An 18,640-nucleotide genomic window follows, 5' to 3' on the forward strand; every position below is an offset into this window, starting at 1 on the left:
CACTAGCCTCCGGTTACTGGAGGAAAAAAAGCCACTTCATCACCATCACTTAACGGGTAATCAAAGGCAACGATGGTTTGATTGACTGCCACCAGCAGTTTTCCCGGTTGCAAGGCTAAATCCCATTTCCCAGGCTGCGAGGCTAAGTGGCTACGCAGTGCTTCAACCGTAGCAAACTGTGCCTTGAGTTGAATGCTGTCTTGGCCGATCAACTCACGAGTTTGAGCAAAAAAGAGGACATTAATCATGCGTAACCTTTTGTTGTGGCTGAGCGCTAAAGTAACCAGATTTCCCGCCGCTTTTTTCAAGTAAGCGTACTTGTTCAATCACGATATCTTTTTGTACTGCTTTACACATGTCGTAAATGGTTAACGCCGCCACCGATGCCGCGGTTAAGGCTTCCATTTCAACCCCTGTTTTACCGGTTAATTTACACAATGATTCAATTCGAACTTTGCTTTGTTCTTCGATGGCTTCAAGCTGCACTTCTACTTTAGTAAGCAGCAATGGGTGGCACAGTGGGATTAAATCCCACGTTTTCTTCGCCGCTTGAATGCCCGCAATTCTTGCGGTGGCAAACACATCACCTTTGTGGTGTTGCCCAGAAAGGATCAGTTGCAGCGTTTGTGGTGACATCTTCACAAAGGCTTCCGCACGTGCTTCACGTACGGTTTCAGCCTTGGCAGAGACATCGACCATATTGGCTTCGCCTGAGGCATTAATATGAGTAAATTCGCTCATTGAAACCCCGTTAAACCGAAAGATGTGGCATAAAGTTGCATGGGCGATGGCTGGCATCTAACTGCTGTTTGATGATTTTTGTCCAACCGGTTTTGCACGCTCCTGTTGAACCTGGCATGGCAAAAATAACCGTATGGTTGGCAAAACCTGCAATGGCGCGAGACTGAATGGTTGAAGTGCCAATTTCATCGTAAGAGACCAATCGGAACAGCTCACCAAAACCTTCAACTTCTTTATCAAACAAGGGCTTTAATGCCTCTGGTGTGCTGTCGCGTGAGGTAAAACCCGTTCCGCCCGTGATCAGCACGGCTTGCACGTTTTCATCCGCGATCCACTGAGAAACAATCGCGCGAATTTTATACTGATCATCAATAACAATCTGCTTATCGGCCAGAATGTGTCCCGCTTGTTGAAGTTGCTCAGCTAAGTAACCGCCTGAAGTATCGTTTTCTTCAGTACGAGTATCGGAAACCGTCAGTACGGCAATATGTGCTGGTTGAAATGCGCTTTCTGCGTGACCCATGTGTTCACCTACTGTTCAAATGTGTACCACATCACCCGCTAAACAATAGCCAGTGACAAAAAGAATTTAGCCGCCAATGGAGGCGAGATTAGGCGTCATACCCGTATTGCCATCTTGTAAAAAATGGCTGACCGACTTGGTCTGTAATTGCGCTTGAATGCGCTCAATTAAGGCTTGCTGTTGATTATCTTGGGCAAGCAGATCGCGCAATTCAACGCCTTGCTCACCGAAAAGGCACAGGTGTAACTTCCCCTTTGCCGAAACACGTAAGCGGTTGCAGCTATGGCAAAAGTTTTTCTCATACGGCATGATAAGGCCGATTTCACCTTGGTAATCGGCATGAACAAATACTTGCGCTGGCCCATCATTGTGAGCTCGGGTTTTCAGCACCCAACCATTGGCAATCAGTTGATTACGAATGGCAACACCTGAAATATGGTGACGCTCAAACAGCGAGTCCATTTCACCAGTTTGCATTAGTTCAATAAAACGAAGTTGAATAGGGCGATGTTTAATCCAATCTAAAAAAGCAGGTAACTGCTGATGATTAAGGTCTTTTAGCAGCACAACGTTGACTTTAACTTGCTGGTAACCGACTTCAAAAGCGCGATCAATCCCCGCCATCACTTGCGTAAATTTGTTTTCACCCGTGATTTGGTGGAACATTCTTGGATCAAGACTATCGACACTGACATTGATATGCGTTAACCCGGCCGATTGCCAACCTTCTACTTGTTTGGCCATACGGTAACCGTTGGTGGTGGTCGCCACTTTCTCTATACCAGCGGTATTCGCCACACAAGCAATAATGTCGTTAAAGTCTTTGCGCAAAGTCGGCTCCCCCCCTGTGATGCGTACTTTCGACGTACCACAGTCGGCAAAGGCTCGCACGACGCGTTGTATTTCAGGAAGGGTTAAAAAAGACGAGTTTTTCTGCCCCGAAGGTTGATAACCATCGGGCAGGCAATATGTACATTTAAAGTTACAGACATCTGTAACAGATAAACGTAAATAATAAAATTTACGTTGGAATCTATCTTCGAACTGTTGCGCCACGGAACACCTTTCCAAATACGGGAGGCATAATCATTTCCAATTATGCCCTTGTGGTATTAGACCACTGGCTTAACCACCCTATCTCACAAAAATGAGACTTAGCCAGTTAAGCTCGGAGCTATGGCAGCCGTTGAGGTAGTATAATTAACTATCTCTACAGCAGCTGATAAGTAAAATACTTAATATTAGTAAGTGATTCTACCCTTATCGTAAAAAAAAAGAGTCCATTACCCAATTTACCTCCTAATGAGTATGGGTTGTGAACAAGCTGATTTAAATTGTAGTTAATTATTAAAAAATAAGAAGAACAGATGACTCTATACACTTCAAAGAAAGTCGTCGCCATTGGCGGAGGACATGGGCTTGGACGCATGCTAGCGGCGTTAAAAGATTTTGGCTCCAATGCGACAGGGATTGTAACCACCACAGATAACGGCGGTTCCACTGGGCGCATTCGCCACTGCCAAGGTGGCATTGCATGGGGCGATACACGTAACTGTATCAACCAGTTGATCACTGAGCCTTCCATCAGTTCGATGATGTTTGAATATCGCTTTAAAGGTGCGGGAGAACTCAATGGCCATAATCTCGGTAATTTGATGCTGACTGCATTAGATAACCTATCTGTGCGCCCTTTAGACGCGATCAACTTGATCCGCAACATGCTCAAAGTCGATGTTAATATTTTACCTATGTCAGAGCATCCTTCTGATCTTAGTGCACTTTCTATGGATGGTCACTGGGTCACGGGTGAAACGAACGTGGACGAGATGACGGAAGATTTAAGGCGCTTAGATTTATCACCTGAAGTGCCAGCAACCAAAGAAGCCATACTCGCCATCAGTGCAGCAGACTGCATCATCCTTGGCCCGGGAAGCTTTCTCACCAGTGTGATGCCACCACTACTGCTGCCCGAAATTGGCAATGCCATTGAGCAAAACGTAAAAGCAAAGCTGATTTTTGTTGAGAACTTGTCTCCCGAGCAAGGACCTGCTGGTCGCATGCCGCTACGGCAGAAATTGGAATGGTGTGAGCGCGCCTGCCACGCACGAAAAATCGATGTGGTGATCGGCGATACACCACATCCGGAGCTGGCTGAACACTGGCATTGTGTCACTACAGAGCTAGCATCATCCAATCGTGACTGGCGGCACGACCGAGTTAAACTTCAAAAAGCCATTGAGAATCAACTCACAAGCTAATCCATCAAGTGGCAGTAGCAACGATGCGTCTCTTCGATAAGAGCGCGCATCGCCGCCACTTCTTCAGCCTCATCAAAAATGCAGTTTGCCTTTCCTTTGCTATCGATATCCACCGCTTTAGCGCACAGTTTATCCGCACCAAAGCTGGCGGCACTGCTTTTTAGAGCATGGCTGATGTCTTTTAAATATTCGATTTTATCCGGCAGATTTTGATCAGCTAGCTTCTGTGTATAGGCGCTCAGCTCGCTGAGAAAAATATCGAGCAATATTGGCACATTCTCTTCTCCAATTTCTTGGGCCAAATGCGCAATTTTGTTTTTATTGATCAGTTCCATATCTCTATGAGTTCTCTCTACTGTTCCACGCTTGAAGCTTGCGGTAGATCGTTGAAGGGCTAACGTCTAAATAACTGGCTGCTTTAGGAATATTACCATCACACGCTTCTATCGCTTGTTCGATGGCTTGCTTTTCCGTCATCCATAAAGGAAAAATATCGTGCACGGTTATATTTTCCTTGCGCGTTTCCGTCGTTAGGTTTGCTAATCGGATCTTGTTATCCACGACTTGATTTAGCGGTGGGGGTAACATGCTCAGTTCGATCTCGTTGCCGTGGTTCAATACCACCACATTCCGCAACACGTTTTGCAGTTGACGCACATTACCCGGCCATTCATAGCGCGTAAAACGCTCCACAACCTCTGGCGCTAAGCGGACAAAACCTTTGCCTTCTTCTTTAGACATAAAGCCGAGTAAAGAGTAAGCAATTTCAATAACGTCATCGCCTCGCTCGCGTAACGGTGGTAAATGTAATGGGATCACATAAAGACGATAGTACAAATCTTCACGAAAACGCCCCTCTTGTACCTCTTTCCATGGATCGCGGTTGGTAGCGCAGACAAAACGAACATCGACACTTTTCATCTTCGATGAGCCCACTTTCTGGAATGTGCCCGTTTGGATAAAGCGCAACAGCTTGGTCTGCAAATCCAAATCCATTTCACACAGTTCATCCAAAAACAGAGTGCCGCCATCAGCCAACTCGGCTGCGCCTTGGCGATCGGTCGCTGCGCCAGTAAATGCGCCTTTCACGTGGCCAAAGAGTTCACTCTCTATTAAATCTTTAGGAATGGCGGCGCAGTTAATCGCAATGAAGGGTTTATCGCCACGTTTACTGGCCGCATGAATCGCTTCTGCGCACACCTCTTTACCCGTACCACTTTCGCCAGTAATAAAAATACTGGCTTTACTGGAGGCCGCTGAGTCAATGGTTCGATAGACTGATTGCATGGTTTGACTGCTACCGATAAAGCCTTGGTAGTTCTGATTACCCGGGTTACCAGCCTCATTTTTTAGTTTGCTAGCTTTACGTATGGCGTTGTTAACCGTGACGCGCAAGCGGTCTGCTTCACAAGGTTTGATCAAGAAATCTTGGGCACCGTGACGCATCGCTTCCACTGCGGTATCGATCGAACCATGAGCGGTCATGAATATCACTGGCACATTGGGGTAGTGACTTTTCACAGCATGTAAAACGTCCATGCCCGTCATATCGGGTAATCGAAGATCCAGCAATATGAGGTCCGGCTCTCGGTGAGCTAAACTCTCTATCGCATCACGACCTGTACCAACAATATTGATATCGATTTCAAGGGGGGTGAGGTATGAACGATACAGCGCCGCAACGGAAGCCGTATCTTCCACCATCAAAAGGTATTTAGCCTTTTGTAGAGAAAAGTCAGGTTGCATATTCTAGCCATTATTATTTTGCACTTTGCCTTAACTATTGCATTAAGGTTCGCATTTTGCAAAATAAAATAACAAAAAGGCACTAATTCGTTAGTTAATAGCCCTTTTTGCATAAAATTAATTGGCACGATATGTGCTCTATTCAATATGACCCTTAGGGGTCACCTAGCCAACTGACGTTGTTAGTGAATAAAGTGTTCACAAATAACAGCCAATAGACCTTTTTCTATTGGCTATTTTTTTAACTGTTGGTAATGAACTGCTGACGCAGTTTTTCAATTTGGTCACGCTTTTCGGCAGCCAATTCAAATTCTAGGTTTTGTGCGTGTTTGTACATTAACCCTTCTAGTTTGGCGATCTCTTTTTCCAGTTGTAGCGGCGTGAATATTTCATAAGTTTGCGAGCTTTCTGCCACCTTCGACAAAGGTACTTGTTTGCTCATCCTCTGCTGCTTGGACTTAGTAATATCACCTAACTCCATAATGTCTTTGACATTACGTTTTAGCGCCTGAGGTGTTATCCCTTGTTCTTCATTGTGTGCTTGCTGCTTTTCACGGCGACGATCGGTCTCATCCATCGCTTTTTTCATTGAGTTAGTAATGCGGTCAGCATAGAGAATCGCTTTGCCTTCAATGTTACGTGCCGCACGGCCAATGGTCTGAATTAATGAACGTTCTGAACGTAGAAAGCCTTCTTTATCCGCATCAAGAATTGCGACAAGAGAGACTTCAGGCATATCCAAACCTTCACGCAGTAAGTTAATACCCACTAACACATCAAATTCGCCTAGGCGAAGGTCGCGAATAATCTCAACCCGCTCAACAGTATCAATATCTGAGTGCAGATATCTGACCTTAACCCCATGTTCATGAAGATACTCAGTTAAGTCTTCAGCCATGCGTTTAGTCAATGTCGTGATCAGCACACGTTCATCTTTCGCTGAGCGAATGCGGATCTCTGACAACACATCATCCACTTGTGTTGCAACTGGTCGTACTTCCAGCACGGGATCAAGTAGTCCGGTTGGGCGCACCACTTGATCCACAATTTGTCCGGCTGATTTTTCTAGCTCATAGTTGCCCGGGGTAGCAGAAACAAAAATCGTCTGCGGCGCAAGTGATTCGAACTCTTCAAACTTTAATGGACGGTTATCTAAAGCGGAAGGCAACCGGAAACCAAACTCCACTAACGTTTCTTTACGTGAACGATCACCTTTGAACATCGCGCCAATTTGCGGCACGGTTACGTGTGATTCGTCGATAATCAATAAACCGTCATGCGGTAGATAGTCAAACAGGGTCGGAGGCGGCTCTCCCTCTTTTCGCCCACTAAGATAACGTGAATAGTTTTCAATACCTGAACAAAAACCGAGCTCATTCATCATTTCAATATCAAATTGAGTACGCTGCGATATGCGCTGCTCTTCGAGTAGTTTATTGTTTTCCAACAGATAGGCTTGGCGAGTTCGCAGCTCCTCTTTGATGTGCTCTATCGCATCGACAATGCGCTCTCTTGGCGTAACGTAGTGCGTTTTAGGATAGATGGTATAGCGAGGAAGATCTCGCTGAATCATTGCGCCCGTCAATGGGTCAAACAAACTGATGCAATCTACCTCATCATCAAACATTTCAACACGCACGGCCGCATAATCCGATTCCGCGGGAAAGATATCGATCACCTCTCCACGAACTCTAAATTGACCACGTTCAAACGCCATATCGTTACGTGTGTATTGGAGCTCGGCTAAACGGCGGATAATGTCGCGCTGATCCATTACATCGCCACGGCGAACATGCAGCATCATTTTCAGATAAGAATCAGGATCACCCAAACCGTAGATCGCCGATACAGAAGCTACAATAATCGCATCTTTACGCTCAAGCAGCGCTTTAGTCGCGGAGAGTCGCATTTGTTCTATGTGTGAGTTAATCGAGGAATCTTTTTCTATAAATGTGTCCGTGGTCGGCACATACGCCTCTGGCTGGTAGTAGTCGTAATAAGAGACGAAATACTCAACCGCATTATTGGGGAAAAATGACTTCATCTCACCATACAGCTGGGCTGCGAGCGTTTTATTCGGTGCCAACAAGATAACCGGACGCTGCGCCTTGGCGATCACATTAGCCAAGGTGAATGTTTTCCCTGAACCCGTCACACCCAATAAGGTTTGATGAGCAAGACCTGCATCTAGCCCATCAAACAATTGCTTGATCGCCGTAGGTTGATCGCCTGAGGGTTGATAGCCCGATACCAATTCAAACGTTTTGCTCATAATGCCGTTGTCCTCTATAACTGAATAGGCATTCTCGCTGTTAGCCATGTTTTGTTGCAAGTAATTGTTCAAAATAGTTGCGTCGTAAATCACCCCTGTTTTGAAAAAATGCTAGTTTCTTCTCCATACGTTTGCTACCATCTTCGGCCTGATTCGTAAAAAACCACTCCTAACTTTCAAAAATAATCCACTTGTTTTCCCCAAAATTTCAAAATGACTCCCTTTTTCTCATCGCCATTCATTTTCATTTCTTATTGATAATTTCAGTTGATAAATCAAAAAATAAAATAAAAAACATAGTGTTATATAAAAAATAAACTCAACAAATGAGTAGAGTAATAACTCAACATTCATTGATGAAACGAATTGCTCAGGATTCGTCAACACACTTATCCACAATTTTGGTGGATAACTAAACCTAGCCTAATGCCGATAAGGGGTACAGAAAAGTAAAGTATTTTCAGGGAAATATTTTTACTTTTTCTTCGGCTGGAAAGGTTGACACTGGACACCCCACTCGCTACCATTCGCACCGCTCAAAGCAATTCCCCCTTAGTTCAGTCGGTAGAACGGCGGACTGTTAATCCGTATGTCGCAAGTTCAAGTCTTGCAGGGGGAGCCAAATTCAAGAAAAAAGACGTCCTAGGACGTCTTTTTTTGTATCTAAACCTAGCTATTTCAAGAGATTGTATTCTCTTAACGTCTTTTCCTGACTCGTACTGGCTTAGAAGTTTAGGTACATAAATATTTTTCCCAAAAAAGTGACCCGTTAATCAATATAATTGCCCTTCATCCAAAGCAGAAGAAACCCAAACGAGAGGAGCATTCCAATTAATCGTGATCTCATTAAACGACCATGCATTAATGTTATCTCTATAACAGGTTTGGCCAACACACTGCCCCTTCAATGTCGCAGCGACTGGATCACTGTAACTCACTGAGTTGGGTCCACCCACTAGTGCGCCAGGTGCTGGAGCTGGTGACTTTTCATCCGCAGCATGTGCCCAAAAACGGTGATGTGGACTTTTAGCCGCATTGGTGCCGTAACCTGTAATATAAGACAGGTTCATTGGGTTCGCGCCTAGTAAGTAATCCATCGCATTTGCAGCCGCTTTTACATACTTAATATCGCCGGTGAAATCATTCGCATAGATTAAGAAGATAGCTCTATTTACAAAACTCGAGTTCGATCCCCACGGATACTCTTCTACCGTGTAAGGAATATGATAACCCTCGTTATTAATCTGGCCCACAAAGTTATCAGAGGTTGCGATTAAGTTTTTCCTTGCAACTTTAATTTGATCCTCACCCAATCCATTAGGCACAACGGCCAAGCTTATTGTTGCTAAAGGCGCTGTGTACCCCCAGAACATTTCGCCATCTGCTTCAATGTTACCTTTTGGTGTCTCTAGATAATGAGGAGAAGCTTTCACTGCTTTAAGGTACTTGCTGTCACCTGTGGTGATATAAAGTTCACTTGCAGCCCAGTAGAACTCGTCTGAAAGCTCTTTATCATCATATGGGCCCGACCCTGTGAAGTTATCATAGGCAAGAATATGAGGATTTTTGCTCGCGGCTTCCCAAGCCTCTTGCGCCGCATTCAAACAGTTTTTTGAGAACGCAGGATCAATCTCTTTCCAAATTCGCGCACATTGAGCACCAATTGCTGATAAGTTCAACGTAGCCGCAGTGGTTGGATAACCCACATATCGCTTCTGGGTGTCCATATGAGGTGGCAGTGGCATACCTGTCCAAGCTTCATCAGCAACTTTATGGAAAGCCATACCTTTTGCGTCAATCTTAGTCAGTTTAAGTGTTTTATCTTCAGACTGGTCACCAGCAGGAACCGCTACAGGTTGGTCACTATGGATCTGCATTGCCAATATAAATTCGATATTCCAACGAGCCTCTGACAACAAAGGATTGACGCCATTTCCTGCTTCTGGAATTTTCACTTTCCCTTCTGCAAAAGGAATTGGTGTGTTATCTAGCCATTTACCTCTTTCAAACAGGTTCAAAAGAGTCCAAGTCGAGATACCGCTGTTAACCGTATACTTACCATGGTCGCCAGCATCATACCAACCGCCAGTTACATCGACAGAAAAATCACAGCCTGGCCATTTATTACCCCAGCTGTCCGTCTTATTAAAACAGGTAACCACATCGCTCATATGACCGCCGGGACGCGCTAGATCGTCACGCTGTACCAGAGCCTTATCAATCTCAATACCACTACGGTTTTGGTAGAAGTAAGACAATGCATCGTACTTCAACTGACTGTAGATATCTTTGCTAATGCTAAATGGCAAGCTCTCGTCTTCACCGACTTTTACTTTCAAGCCACTCATATCTGATCTGTAGTTCGATAGGTCAATACGGTGAATAAACTCGCCTGATGCCTTATTAAGACCAAAAACTTCCGTTTTACCTAAATCGACATTGATATTGCTGTTGTTTGTTAGCACCCACTTTAATGGCTCTTTAGATTCATTCGCGACAAACACAAACTTATCTGCTTGAGGAAGGTAACCGACTTGGTTAGCACGAACAGAATTTATCTTCAGCTCTTCAATGTATTTCTCACCGACGACTGAAACATTGCTAACGCATACGGTTCCCTTTTTCTGGGCGCCCATTTGAAACTGGAACTCAGTTTTAGCATCGCTTTCAACATCATGGCTGAACTTAAACTTATAGCTCTTCTTCTTCAGTGAGACTTTTGTATCATCCACAAAATAGTTGGTATAAGGAGGACCTTCATGCTGAATAAGCGTTCTCATTTGAGTATCAACGGTTGCATAAGCATCAAATGAAACTTCATAATCTGCTTTGTTTGCTAACCCAATCCCGCCCTGTCCTAAAATCACATTCCAAGGGTTCTCTCCTGGACTTCTAATCTCAAGACATGCTTCGCCATTTTTGATTTTTACATCTGCACCAGCATTCCACCAACCATCCATGTTCCCGTTAAATTTGCCGTTCTTAATTTGCTCATTTGCATAAGCAGAACACGATGAAAGAATGAGTATTGTTGCCAATGATAGTTTGAACTTATGCATATTTACTCCTAGACATATAAATTACAACACCATTGAAATTAAGCGATTTTCATGGCTAATAAGTAGATGTCTGAGCACAAAAGAACCGTTCTAAAAACGCCTATTTCTCTCTTCGTGATACTGCTAGCACTTACCTCTAGGTTAATGAATCTGTTTCAAGGAAATCTCATCGATAAATTGACTTGTTTTCTAGCGAACAATTATATCAATCGGGGGTAAACTAACTTTATAGCCTTTACAACATACTCTTGAGCCCGGCTAACTATCTAGACCTTTGATATGAGCATAAGGGCAGCTTGTACTCTTGAACTAAACGACCATGGTAAAAATCTTCTATTGGTAACCCCAAACGCTCACCAATCACCGTGGGCATTAATGTATTGATCTGCGGCAGGAGACCAAAAAAAACACAATCATCACAAACATATTAGTGATTGATCATTGCTACCTGCTCATTTTAAACGCGTTCCCCCATTTTGATTTAAATCTGTTTACATATTGACAATTGTACAAATGTTTCACACTATCGAAAATAATTAATGATAATAATTATCATTACATCGTAATGTTTATGCGGATAGTGCCCATGAAATCTCTACATAATGTGATGAACGCTTCATCAATCACTCCTTTACCTAATCTATACCTTCTAGACCAATCATCAGAAACCGATAATCAACGATCAATGGCCGTTCACCAACACCGCCAAGACATTCAAAATATCTTGTCGGGTCGTGACTCAAGGATGTTGGTGATTATTGGGCCATGTTCAATCCACGACCCTGAGGCTGCAATTGACTATGCACAACGACTCGCAAAGGCACAAAAACAGTTCAGCAGCACTCTCAAGTTGGTGATGAGAACTTATTTTGAAAAACCGAGAACGCGGACTGGCTGGAAAGGATACATGGTTGACCCTGATCTCAACGGTCAATTTAACTTACTCAAAGGGCTCAGCTCTAGCCGTGAATTACTCAAGTCAGTCCTAGCGCTGGGTGTACCAACAGCAACTGAGTTTTTAGATACGCATATCGCACCGTATATCGCGGACCTTATTTGTTGGGGTGCGGTTGGCGCAAGAACCACTGAATCACAACCGCATCGCCAACTCGCTTCGGCATTGCACTGCCCTATTGGTTTTAAAAATGGTACTGACGGCAATACGACCATTGCAATCGATGCGATTCATGCCGCTAACGATTCACATCTGTTGATTATGGCGGGTGAGAATGGACAACCGGTTGCGGTGCAAACTCAAGGTAATCCATATTGCCATATCATTTTACGTGGTGGTGTCACGCCAAACTATGCAAGTCACAGTGTTAAAAGTGCGGCTTATCAATTACACCATAGCCAGCTCAGCAGCAGGCTGGTGATTGACTGCAGCCACGGTAATAGTGGGAAAATCGCTAAGAATCAATTGGATGTAATAAACAACATAGCCCAGCAACTGCTGTCTGGAGAGCGCCACATTGCGGGAGTAATGTGCGAAAGCTTTTTGCAAGGCGGTAGCCAAGCTTTGAATAAAGGTCCGCTCTGCTACGGCCAATCCATCACTGATGAGTGCTTAAGTTGGGAGGATACAATGTGCTTTTTAAATACGCTCGATGATGCGGTCGCAACACTTCAACAGCAGCAATATTGTCACGCTCCAGTGTAAACCACCACTAAGGTGAAGCTCCCGTTTGCTTCACCTTGCCTATCGTCAGTGGCCTTCACTTAATTATCGAGTGTAGCGCCGCCATCCACTCTCAAATCATGCATGGTGATTTGACTTGCTGCATTGGACATCAAAAACATAACAACCCCAGCAATGTCTTCGGGCTCCGCCATTTTGCCAAGGGGTATCCCCAAACGGTACTGTTCAAGATTACCTTTTATCACTTCTCTTTCACCATATTCGCTGTTCCATAACTGCGTTTGCATTTCGGTGCGTGTTGAGCCTGGGCTAACGATATTGCATCGAATTCCATCGTTTGCAAGCTCAAGAGCTGCGCACTTGACCAACATATGCAAAGCCGATTTAGATGCCGCATATGCTCCAATATTGAGCCGAGGCGTATTCGCTGAATTAGAGCCAATCACAATAACATTGCCACGCTGGCGCACTTTCATTCCTATCGCTACACCTTGCAAAGCGGCTAAGGTGCCAAACGTATTGACATCAAACATCGCTTTGATCTCTGACATCGATAATTCGGTTATTGAACCAAGGTGCAATGTGCCCGCGCAGCTGATGAAATGAGCAAACTGATAGCGCTCATTCAGTTCTTGTACCCTTTTTTTGACGTCATCATGATGCTGTAAATCAAGCTCATAGCAATGAAGCTGCTCGGTATAGCGCGCGTTCAAACTCGCTAATTGCTGAGTTAATTGGTGGTGATTTCTATCCGTCGCTACAACTCGATAACCGCTCGCCAGTAAAGATTCCAACACGGCATAACCAATCCCCTGCCCGGCTCCAGTCAATAAAACCGTTTCGTCTAATTTCATCATTTTCCTAACTTTACTCCGTTAAATCCACACTAAACCATAGCCATAACTGAATCTCAGCCTTAGTTAATAACATTAATTATCATTTGTTATTGATAATTATTATCATATATAATCTGCGTACTTTAGTGGTTTGTAAAATAATAAGCAATTAGGCGTAACACGTTATTAATGGAGTTTTGGTGATGAAACGTGAAGTTATTGGGTTTTCAAAAATGGCTAATCAGCTATTGGATGAGCACTTAAAAGAATCTCCCTTCTTTTTTGCTTCGCCTCACAACACCATGCTTGGCGTGGGAATTGCTCATCAGTTCAATCAAGCGCTCCCATTCTGTGAGCTGGCGGATCAAGCAACCAAGATGCTAGAAGCAGCAAAAACAGATGAGTACGACAATCCTATTTTATTTGCGACAATTCCTTTTAATGAAGAGACGGCGACGCGTTTCTTCATTCCAGAAAAGCTCTATGTTTCTGGTAGCCCACGGGCCAGTGAAAAAGAAGGGCAGCAGAGCCATAAAGCGACCATTGTTTCACCGCCAACAGGCAACGACTACAAACAAGGAGTCACAACCTTACTTGAGCTGTTTAATACCACCGAACTATCAAAAGTGGTGCTATCACGTTTAGTGAAACTCTCGACTCCACAACACATCGATCAAACTCGTTTATTGCGTAATCTGTTGTCCATCAATCGCAATGGCTACACTTTTTCTACTGAAATTGGCCCTAACGCCAAGTTAATGGGAGCCAGTCCCGAGTTGTTGTTGGCGAAAAAAGGCGGGTTTATCGTTTCTAACCCCCTAGCGGGCTCGCGGCCTAAATCAAACAACGCGGTGCAAAACCAACAGCGCTCCGCTTCATTACTTGATACGCAAAAAGATCTGAATGAACATGCCTTCGTCGTCGAGGAAGTCGAGAAAGTACTCAGCCGCTACTGCCATAACTTATTTACCCCTATGGTTCCATCAGTGATTGAAACCGAAACGATGCTGCATTTATCAACAGTGCTTGAAGGACAAGCCGATGATCCGATGATTAACTCGCTACGCATTGCAGCAGAGTTACACCCAACACCCGCAGTGTGTGGTTATCCAAGATTATCGGCTTACCAAGCGATTAAGCAGATCGAAACTTTCGACCGCGGCTACTTCACTGGCATGATCGGTTGGTGCGACGCTCGGGGAAATGGCGAGTGGGTTGTCACGATACGCTGCGCTGAAGTGAGCCAAAACGAGATGAGCGTGTTCGCTGGAGCTGGCATAGTGAATGAATCCTCACCGCAGAGTGAACTCGATGAAACAGGGGCAAAAATGAGCACCATTTTGAAAGCCGCTGGTATTGAAATTGATGAATTACTTACCGCCTAAGGAGTGGTCATGAATAATCTTAACCCGACCGATTTTACCCCTTGGCCAGAGCAATTCAGCCAGCGCTATCGTGAACAAGGCTACTGGCAACAAAGAACCTTATTTGATTACTTCAGTGATTCCGTCAAAAAAAGCCCTGACGCCATCGCACTGATTGATGATTTCGGCCAGTACAGCTATCAAAATTTATATCAGAAAATGATCAGCCTTGCGGCTGGCTTGAGCTCCCTAGGTTTGCAGCGGGGTGATAATGTCGTACTACAAATGGCCAATCGTGCTGAATTCTATCTCTGCTTTTTTGCCTTGACCATGCGGGGCATTAAACCGGTTCTAGCTCTGCCAGCGCACCGCTATCTAGAGCTGAGCTATTTTTGCCAACATACTCACGCCAAAGCCTATATTTTTTCAGACGATATCGTGGGCTTTGACGCGCAGCAAACCGCTCAGAAACTACGAAGTAGTTGCCCTTCTCTCTTGCATACCATTGTTTGCGGTCAATCCTCACACGAGCAAATTCAGGAGTTAGATACGCTTTACCACTGCGCGGGAGACGATCCTGTTACTGATTCGGTCTTTGCTGATCAAGTGGCTTTTTTCCAGCTTTCCGGCGGAACAACTGGCACTCCCAAATTGATCCCTCGTACGCACAATGACTACGCTTATAGCGTACTTGGTAGCATTCAAATTTGTCAGTTTGGTCCACAAACGAGGTATTTGTGTGTTCTTCCCGTTGCGCATAACTTTCCACTCAGCTCGCCCGGCGCATTGGGCGTCTTTTACGCTGGCGGTTGTGTCGTGCTCGCTTCCGATACCACACCGCACACCGCTTTCCGTTTAATTGAGAAGCACCACATTACCGTTGCAGCGCTAGTGCCGCCGTTAGCGCTACTGTGGATGAAATACGCCGAGTCCGCTACAGAAAACATCGCTAGCCTCACTCTGGTACAAGTCGGCGGAGCGAAGTTTAGTGAGGCCGCAGCAATGCGCTTACCGACGACTCTTCACTGTCAATTACAGCAAGTGTTTGGAATGGCTGAAGGGTTGGTTAATTACACACGACTTGATGACCCACTCAGCGTGATTGTTACTACTCAAGGACACCCAATTTCAGCTGATGATGAAGTGATGATAATCAACGATGAGGGTGAGCCCGCTGCGGTGGGTGAGGAAGGCTTGCTCATGACCAGAGGCCCTTATACGATTCGAGGTTATTACCGAGCTCCAGAACATAACCAGCGCTCATTCACCGACCAAGGCTTCTATATCACAGGTGACAGAGTGCGTAAGACGGCTGAAGGCAATATTATCGTCACGGGACGAGATAAAGATCAGATCAATCGTGGTGGTGAAAAAATCGCAGCCGAAGAGGTTGAAAACCTGCTACTTCAACATCAGGATGTTCATGATGTGGCTTTGGTTGCTATTGCTGATGAGTTTCTTGGTGAACGCAGTTGCGCCATTGTCGTTCCAGATAACGGTAAAACGCTCAAACCCATTACTCTCAAACGATTTTTACACGCTCAAGGATTAGCAGAATTTAAGATCCCTGATCACATCCATTTCGTCGATGAATTACCTAAAACCCCCGTGGGCAAAGTCAACAAAAAATGGTTAAGAACGCAATACTCTCACTAATCATGACAACACAGGCGCTCAAAAAAGCCGATATCGTCGATATCGGCTTTTGCTGGGCGATGCGTTCTCTTTCCCTATTCTAGTGGCCCAGTATACTCAAACCGGTTGCTCTTCAGTGGAACGTGTGTCCGTGACTTGATGTGACGACTGAGCAACAACACTAGGCTCCATCACATGCCACCACTCTCTTAAAGTTGAATATTTAATCATCTCTGAAAAGGCGCACTCTATGCCCATCTTGCGCCATGATTCAAATAAGGTAACCGCGCGGATAGAATCTAAGCCAAGAAAAGTGAGCTTCTCATCTACATCCACTTCATCTAAATCGAGATCCAATAGCTCAGCCACTTGCTGACGCATCTGTTCAAGGCTCAATAATCTGGTTTCTTGACTGTGGATCATTTGTGGTTTTAATGCCTCAAGCGAAGTCACGCAACCAACACGCTCCGTGATGTATTTCAACGTATGATGATGATCTTCCAAAGAGAAATCAGCCACAGCGTCACCGACCACAAAAGGCTGTATATCCAACATAAAAGCATCTAACGCCGTAGATAAGATACCTATATGTGCATAGACACCCACAATGATCAACTGGTCACGCTGTGTCTCTTTCATCCACTCCAACAGCGGCGTTTTCTTAAACGCGCTATAACGCCATTTGGTGTATTGGATATCCCCGTCTTCAGGTGAAAGCTCAGACACAATCTCAGTATCTTTTGTCAGCCCTGTTCCCCAAAAATCAGTCAGCAGCGCTCTCTCTACTGGGTCTTGGTTAGGAGGTTGTGCTGTGTACACCACGGGGATATTTGCCTGACGAGCCAGTGATTTCAGCTCTGAAATATTCGCTAATAACTCAGGAACGGGTGCCTGAGAATGATCAAAAAAGTTGATAAAGTACTTTTGCATATCGTGAATGAGCAGTACCGCTCTATCCGCTTGGACATGCCAATGAACTTTGTTTTTCGGAAATGTTTCAGCCAACGGAATGGAGTAGCTGGCTATTTTGGGAATCGCCATAAATGTAATCCTTGTTAAAAGAGGCTTTTCTCGTTCGTGATGCCTTAAAGCCAATAACGACTTCAGAAATAAGAGGCTCGTATTCGTCGACAATCGCCACTCAAATGGTAACAATTATCATTTCATTAATACTAAAGCAGTCTACGCATAAAAATCAATTGTTAATGAGATTAATTCTCAATTATATGCATAACGTACCGCTCTCGACTCACGGCAACACAACGAGAGCCCACCACAAAACGAATAGCTAATTCATCGTTTGCGCCGCAGGTTGGGAAGTGACCTCATCTGAGGAGACGTTAGGTTCTGAGCTTGTGTTAACGATAAGCGCTGGATCAAACAGAGTCGCTTGGCGTAATGAGCGAAATGCCATCACCATCAACGCACCAATTCCCGTTGCACCTAAACCAAAAGTGAGGATCGACATCGTTGGTGCTAGCACTTTACCCAACGCCCCTAAACCGAGTGCTCCAATCGAGTCTCCCGATACATCTTGCGCCGTCCATAAGCTACTTACGCGGCCTAACAGGTGATCTGGAGTGTGTCCTTGTACGATCGAATATTGAATCAGAGAAGCGACCGAACCCAAATAACCATAGCCAACTAAGATGAGAGCAAACCACCAAAAATTATTCACAAGCCCCATAGCCACAATCGCTAAAAATGAGCCTAACGTCGCGTAGATTAAGACCATTCCTGGCTTTTGCGACTGTTTTACCCAACCTGAAGTCAGTGCGCCACACATCGCCCCCAACGGAATGGCCGAATACATCACACCTGCGTTAGCGGCGGTACCCTGAAATGAGACTAAAGCTAACGCAGGGAACATCACTCTAATCGCTGTTGCTAATGTTTCGAGTGTGCCAAACAGCACCACACAGCCAACCACTTTGTTTGAAAATAGAAATTGAACACCTTCATACAGTGATTGAAATGGATTCTCCGGCGTATGATGTTGCGGTTTCATCGAAGGTAATCTAAACAGTGGGATCAGCGTACAAAGCGTTCCAACAGAAGCCGCAATATAGTTCCAACTGACATCACCAACAGTGATCAGTAAGCCGCCAATCGCTGGCGAAAGAACCATACCCAATCGAACCGTTAGCATACTCAATGCGGCAGCTTCAGGTAATTTTTGTCGGCCAACGATGGTCGGTAAAGCAGCCATCAAGGCCGTCATACCCATAGCGCCAAAAAAACCATCCCACACCGAGAGGATATAGAGAGCCGCTAAGGAGGATTGCGCGACTATGCTATTGAATGCTAATGCAGCAAACCCAATACCACAGGTCGCGCGTGCGAACAAAATCAATCGACGGCGATCGTACTTATCGGCCAATACGCCTCCTAGCAGCAGGCCAACAAACATCCCGATACCATCCAATGCCATGATAAGACCTACCTGCAAGGTCGAACCGGTCATTTGATGTATCTGTATCGGCACCGCGACCGTCATCATGCCAAGAGCAAGCACTGACATCATGCGGGCCATAAAGACCATTCGGAAATGTGGGTTGTCTTTTAGT

General features: G+C 45.0%; 15 protein-coding genes, 1 tRNA gene and 1 riboswitch. Of the genes, 5 read left to right on the plus strand and 11 right to left on the minus strand.

Features of this window, described 5'->3' with window-relative positions:
* Positions 1 to 2: 2 nt before the first annotated feature.
* From moaD to moaA, 4 genes are all read right to left on the minus strand, one after another.
* Positions 3 to 248, minus strand: a complete 246-nt coding sequence (moaD, locus tag AACU59_RS03825) for a molybdopterin synthase sulfur carrier subunit (RefSeq protein WP_010320680.1) — start codon at positions 246 to 248, stop codon at positions 3 to 5.
* Positions 241 to 741, minus strand: a complete 501-nt coding sequence (gene moaC, locus AACU59_RS03830) for a cyclic pyranopterin monophosphate synthase MoaC (protein ID WP_094144958.1) — start codon at positions 739 to 741, stop codon at positions 241 to 243. The genes moaD and moaC overlap by 8 nt, the downstream gene beginning before the upstream one ends.
* 10 nt (positions 742 to 751) lie before the next feature.
* The gene (gene moaB, locus AACU59_RS03835) at positions 752 to 1,264 is read right to left on the minus strand and encodes a molybdenum cofactor biosynthesis protein B (RefSeq protein WP_010320682.1); all 513 of its coding nucleotides are present in this window, start codon (positions 1,262 to 1,264) and stop codon (positions 752 to 754) included.
* Between the two features lie 66 nt (positions 1,265 to 1,330).
* Positions 1,331 to 2,320: a GTP 3',8-cyclase MoaA gene (moaA, locus tag AACU59_RS03840; RefSeq protein ID WP_026028246.1), complete on the minus strand. Its 990-nt coding sequence runs from the start codon at positions 2,318 to 2,320 to the stop codon at positions 1,331 to 1,333.
* Positions 2,309 to 2,452: riboswitch (molybdenum cofactor riboswitch) on the minus strand. (Overlaps the previous gene by 12 nt.)
* A 179-nt stretch (positions 2,453 to 2,631) precedes the next feature.
* Between moaA and AACU59_RS03845 the strand changes: the two genes are divergently transcribed.
* Positions 2,632 to 3,522, plus strand: a complete 891-nt coding sequence (locus AACU59_RS03845) for a YvcK family protein (RefSeq protein ID WP_094145294.1) — start codon at positions 2,632 to 2,634, stop codon at positions 3,520 to 3,522.
* Here AACU59_RS03845 and luxU read toward each other — a convergent pair.
* The 3 genes from luxU to uvrB all read right to left on the minus strand — a co-directional run bounded on the left by luxU (position 3,519) and on the right by uvrB (position 7,540).
* On the minus strand, positions 3,519 to 3,857 hold the full coding sequence (gene luxU / locus AACU59_RS03850; RefSeq protein ID WP_013857261.1) for a quorum-sensing phosphorelay protein LuxU: 339 nt from the start codon (positions 3,855 to 3,857) through the stop codon (positions 3,519 to 3,521). The genes AACU59_RS03845 and luxU overlap by 4 nt on opposite strands.
* Positions 3,858 to 3,861: 4 nt before the next feature.
* Positions 3,862 to 5,268: a quorum-sensing sigma-54 dependent transcriptional regulator LuxO gene (luxO, locus tag AACU59_RS03855; RefSeq protein ID WP_026028983.1), complete on the minus strand. Its 1,407-nt coding sequence runs from the start codon at positions 5,266 to 5,268 to the stop codon at positions 3,862 to 3,864.
* Positions 5,269 to 5,509: 241 nt separating this feature from the next.
* On the minus strand, positions 5,510 to 7,540 hold the full coding sequence (gene uvrB, locus AACU59_RS03860) for an excinuclease ABC subunit UvrB (RefSeq protein WP_029189720.1): 2,031 nt from the start codon (positions 7,538 to 7,540) through the stop codon (positions 5,510 to 5,512).
* Between the two features lie 546 nt (positions 7,541 to 8,086).
* On the opposite strand from uvrB, the gene AACU59_RS03865 reads away from it, so the two are divergent.
* A tRNA-Asn gene (locus AACU59_RS03865) sits at positions 8,087 to 8,162 on the plus strand.
* A gap of 151 nt (positions 8,163 to 8,313) precedes the next feature.
* On the opposite strand, the gene AACU59_RS03870 is transcribed toward AACU59_RS03865, so the two are convergent.
* Positions 8,314 to 10,599 carry a glycoside hydrolase family 9 protein gene (locus AACU59_RS03870; protein WP_094144656.1) on the minus strand — a complete coding sequence of 762 codons (2,286 nt, stop codon included), beginning with the start codon at positions 10,597 to 10,599 and terminating at the stop codon, positions 8,314 to 8,316.
* 586 nt (positions 10,600 to 11,185) lie between these two features.
* On the opposite strand from AACU59_RS03870, the gene AACU59_RS03875 reads away from it, so the two are divergent.
* Complete coding sequence (locus tag AACU59_RS03875; RefSeq protein WP_094129633.1) at positions 11,186 to 12,259, plus strand: 3-deoxy-7-phosphoheptulonate synthase; 1,074 nt, start codon at positions 11,186 to 11,188, stop codon at positions 12,257 to 12,259.
* A gap of 59 nt (positions 12,260 to 12,318) precedes the next feature.
* Here AACU59_RS03875 and AACU59_RS03880 read toward each other — a convergent pair whose 3' ends face one another.
* On the minus strand, positions 12,319 to 13,095 hold the full coding sequence (locus AACU59_RS03880; protein WP_017044378.1) for a 2,3-dihydro-2,3-dihydroxybenzoate dehydrogenase: 777 nt from the start codon (positions 13,093 to 13,095) through the stop codon (positions 12,319 to 12,321).
* 176 nt (positions 13,096 to 13,271) lie between these two features.
* Between AACU59_RS03880 and AACU59_RS03885 the strand changes: the two genes are divergently transcribed.
* Both AACU59_RS03885 and vabE read left to right on the plus strand, forming a co-directional pair.
* Complete coding sequence (locus AACU59_RS03885) at positions 13,272 to 14,459, plus strand: isochorismate synthase (RefSeq protein ID WP_094129639.1); 1,188 nt, start codon at positions 13,272 to 13,274, stop codon at positions 14,457 to 14,459.
* A 3-nt stretch (positions 14,460 to 14,462) separates the two neighbouring features.
* Complete coding sequence (gene vabE, locus AACU59_RS03890; RefSeq protein ID WP_094145588.1) at positions 14,463 to 16,094, plus strand: 2,3-dihydroxybenzoate-AMP ligase VabE; 1,632 nt, start codon at positions 14,463 to 14,465, stop codon at positions 16,092 to 16,094.
* A 96-nt stretch (positions 16,095 to 16,190) separates the two neighbouring features.
* Here vabE and AACU59_RS03895 read toward each other — a convergent pair whose 3' ends face one another.
* Positions 16,191 to 17,114 carry an isochorismatase family protein gene (locus AACU59_RS03895; protein ID WP_094124597.1) on the minus strand — a complete coding sequence of 308 codons (924 nt, stop codon included), beginning with the start codon at positions 17,112 to 17,114 and terminating at the stop codon, positions 16,191 to 16,193.
* A gap of 247 nt (positions 17,115 to 17,361) precedes the next feature.
* On the minus strand, positions 17,362 to 18,640 hold a 1,279-nt coding region (gene vabS, locus AACU59_RS03900), incomplete at its 5' end, for a vanchrobactin export MFS transporter VabS (RefSeq protein ID WP_237666635.1).

This window comes from Vibrio sp. V23_P3S9T160, assembly GCF_963886625.1.
GTDB classification, from domain to species: Bacteria; Pseudomonadota; Gammaproteobacteria; order Enterobacterales; family Vibrionaceae; genus Vibrio; species Vibrio anguillarum.

What these genes read in the sequence shown, in the direction of transcription:
- moaD (WP_010320680.1), bottom strand. Translation starts at nt 248, where the DNA reads ATGATTAATGTCCTCTTTTTTGCTCAAACTCGTGAGTTGATCGGCCAA.
- moaC (WP_094144958.1), bottom strand. Translation starts at nt 741, where the DNA reads ATGAGCGAATTTACTCATATTAATGCCTCAGGCGAAGCCAATATGGTC.
- moaB (WP_010320682.1), bottom strand. Translation starts at nt 1,264, where the DNA reads ATGGGTCACGCAGAAAGCGCATTTCAACCAGCACATATTGCCGTACTG.
- AACU59_RS03845 (WP_094145294.1), top strand. Translation starts at nt 2,632, where the DNA reads ATGACTCTATACACTTCAAAGAAAGTCGTCGCCATTGGCGGAGGACAT.
- luxU (WP_013857261.1), bottom strand. Translation starts at nt 3,857, where the DNA reads ATGGAACTGATCAATAAAAACAAAATTGCGCATTTGGCCCAAGAAATT.
- luxO (WP_026028983.1), bottom strand. Translation starts at nt 5,268, where the DNA reads ATGCAACCTGACTTTTCTCTACAAAAGGCTAAATACCTTTTGATGGTG.
- uvrB (WP_029189720.1), bottom strand. Translation starts at nt 7,540, where the DNA reads ATGAGCAAAACGTTTGAATTGGTATCGGGCTATCAACCCTCAGGCGAT.
- AACU59_RS03870 (WP_094144656.1), bottom strand. Translation starts at nt 10,599, where the DNA reads ATGCATAAGTTCAAACTATCATTGGCAACAATACTCATTCTTTCATCG.
- AACU59_RS03875 (WP_094129633.1), top strand. Translation starts at nt 11,186, where the DNA reads ATGAAATCTCTACATAATGTGATGAACGCTTCATCAATCACTCCTTTA.
- AACU59_RS03880 (WP_017044378.1), bottom strand. Translation starts at nt 13,095, where the DNA reads ATGATGAAATTAGACGAAACGGTTTTATTGACTGGAGCCGGGCAGGGG.
- AACU59_RS03895 (WP_094124597.1), bottom strand. Translation starts at nt 17,114, where the DNA reads ATGGCGATTCCCAAAATAGCCAGCTACTCCATTCCGTTGGCTGAAACA.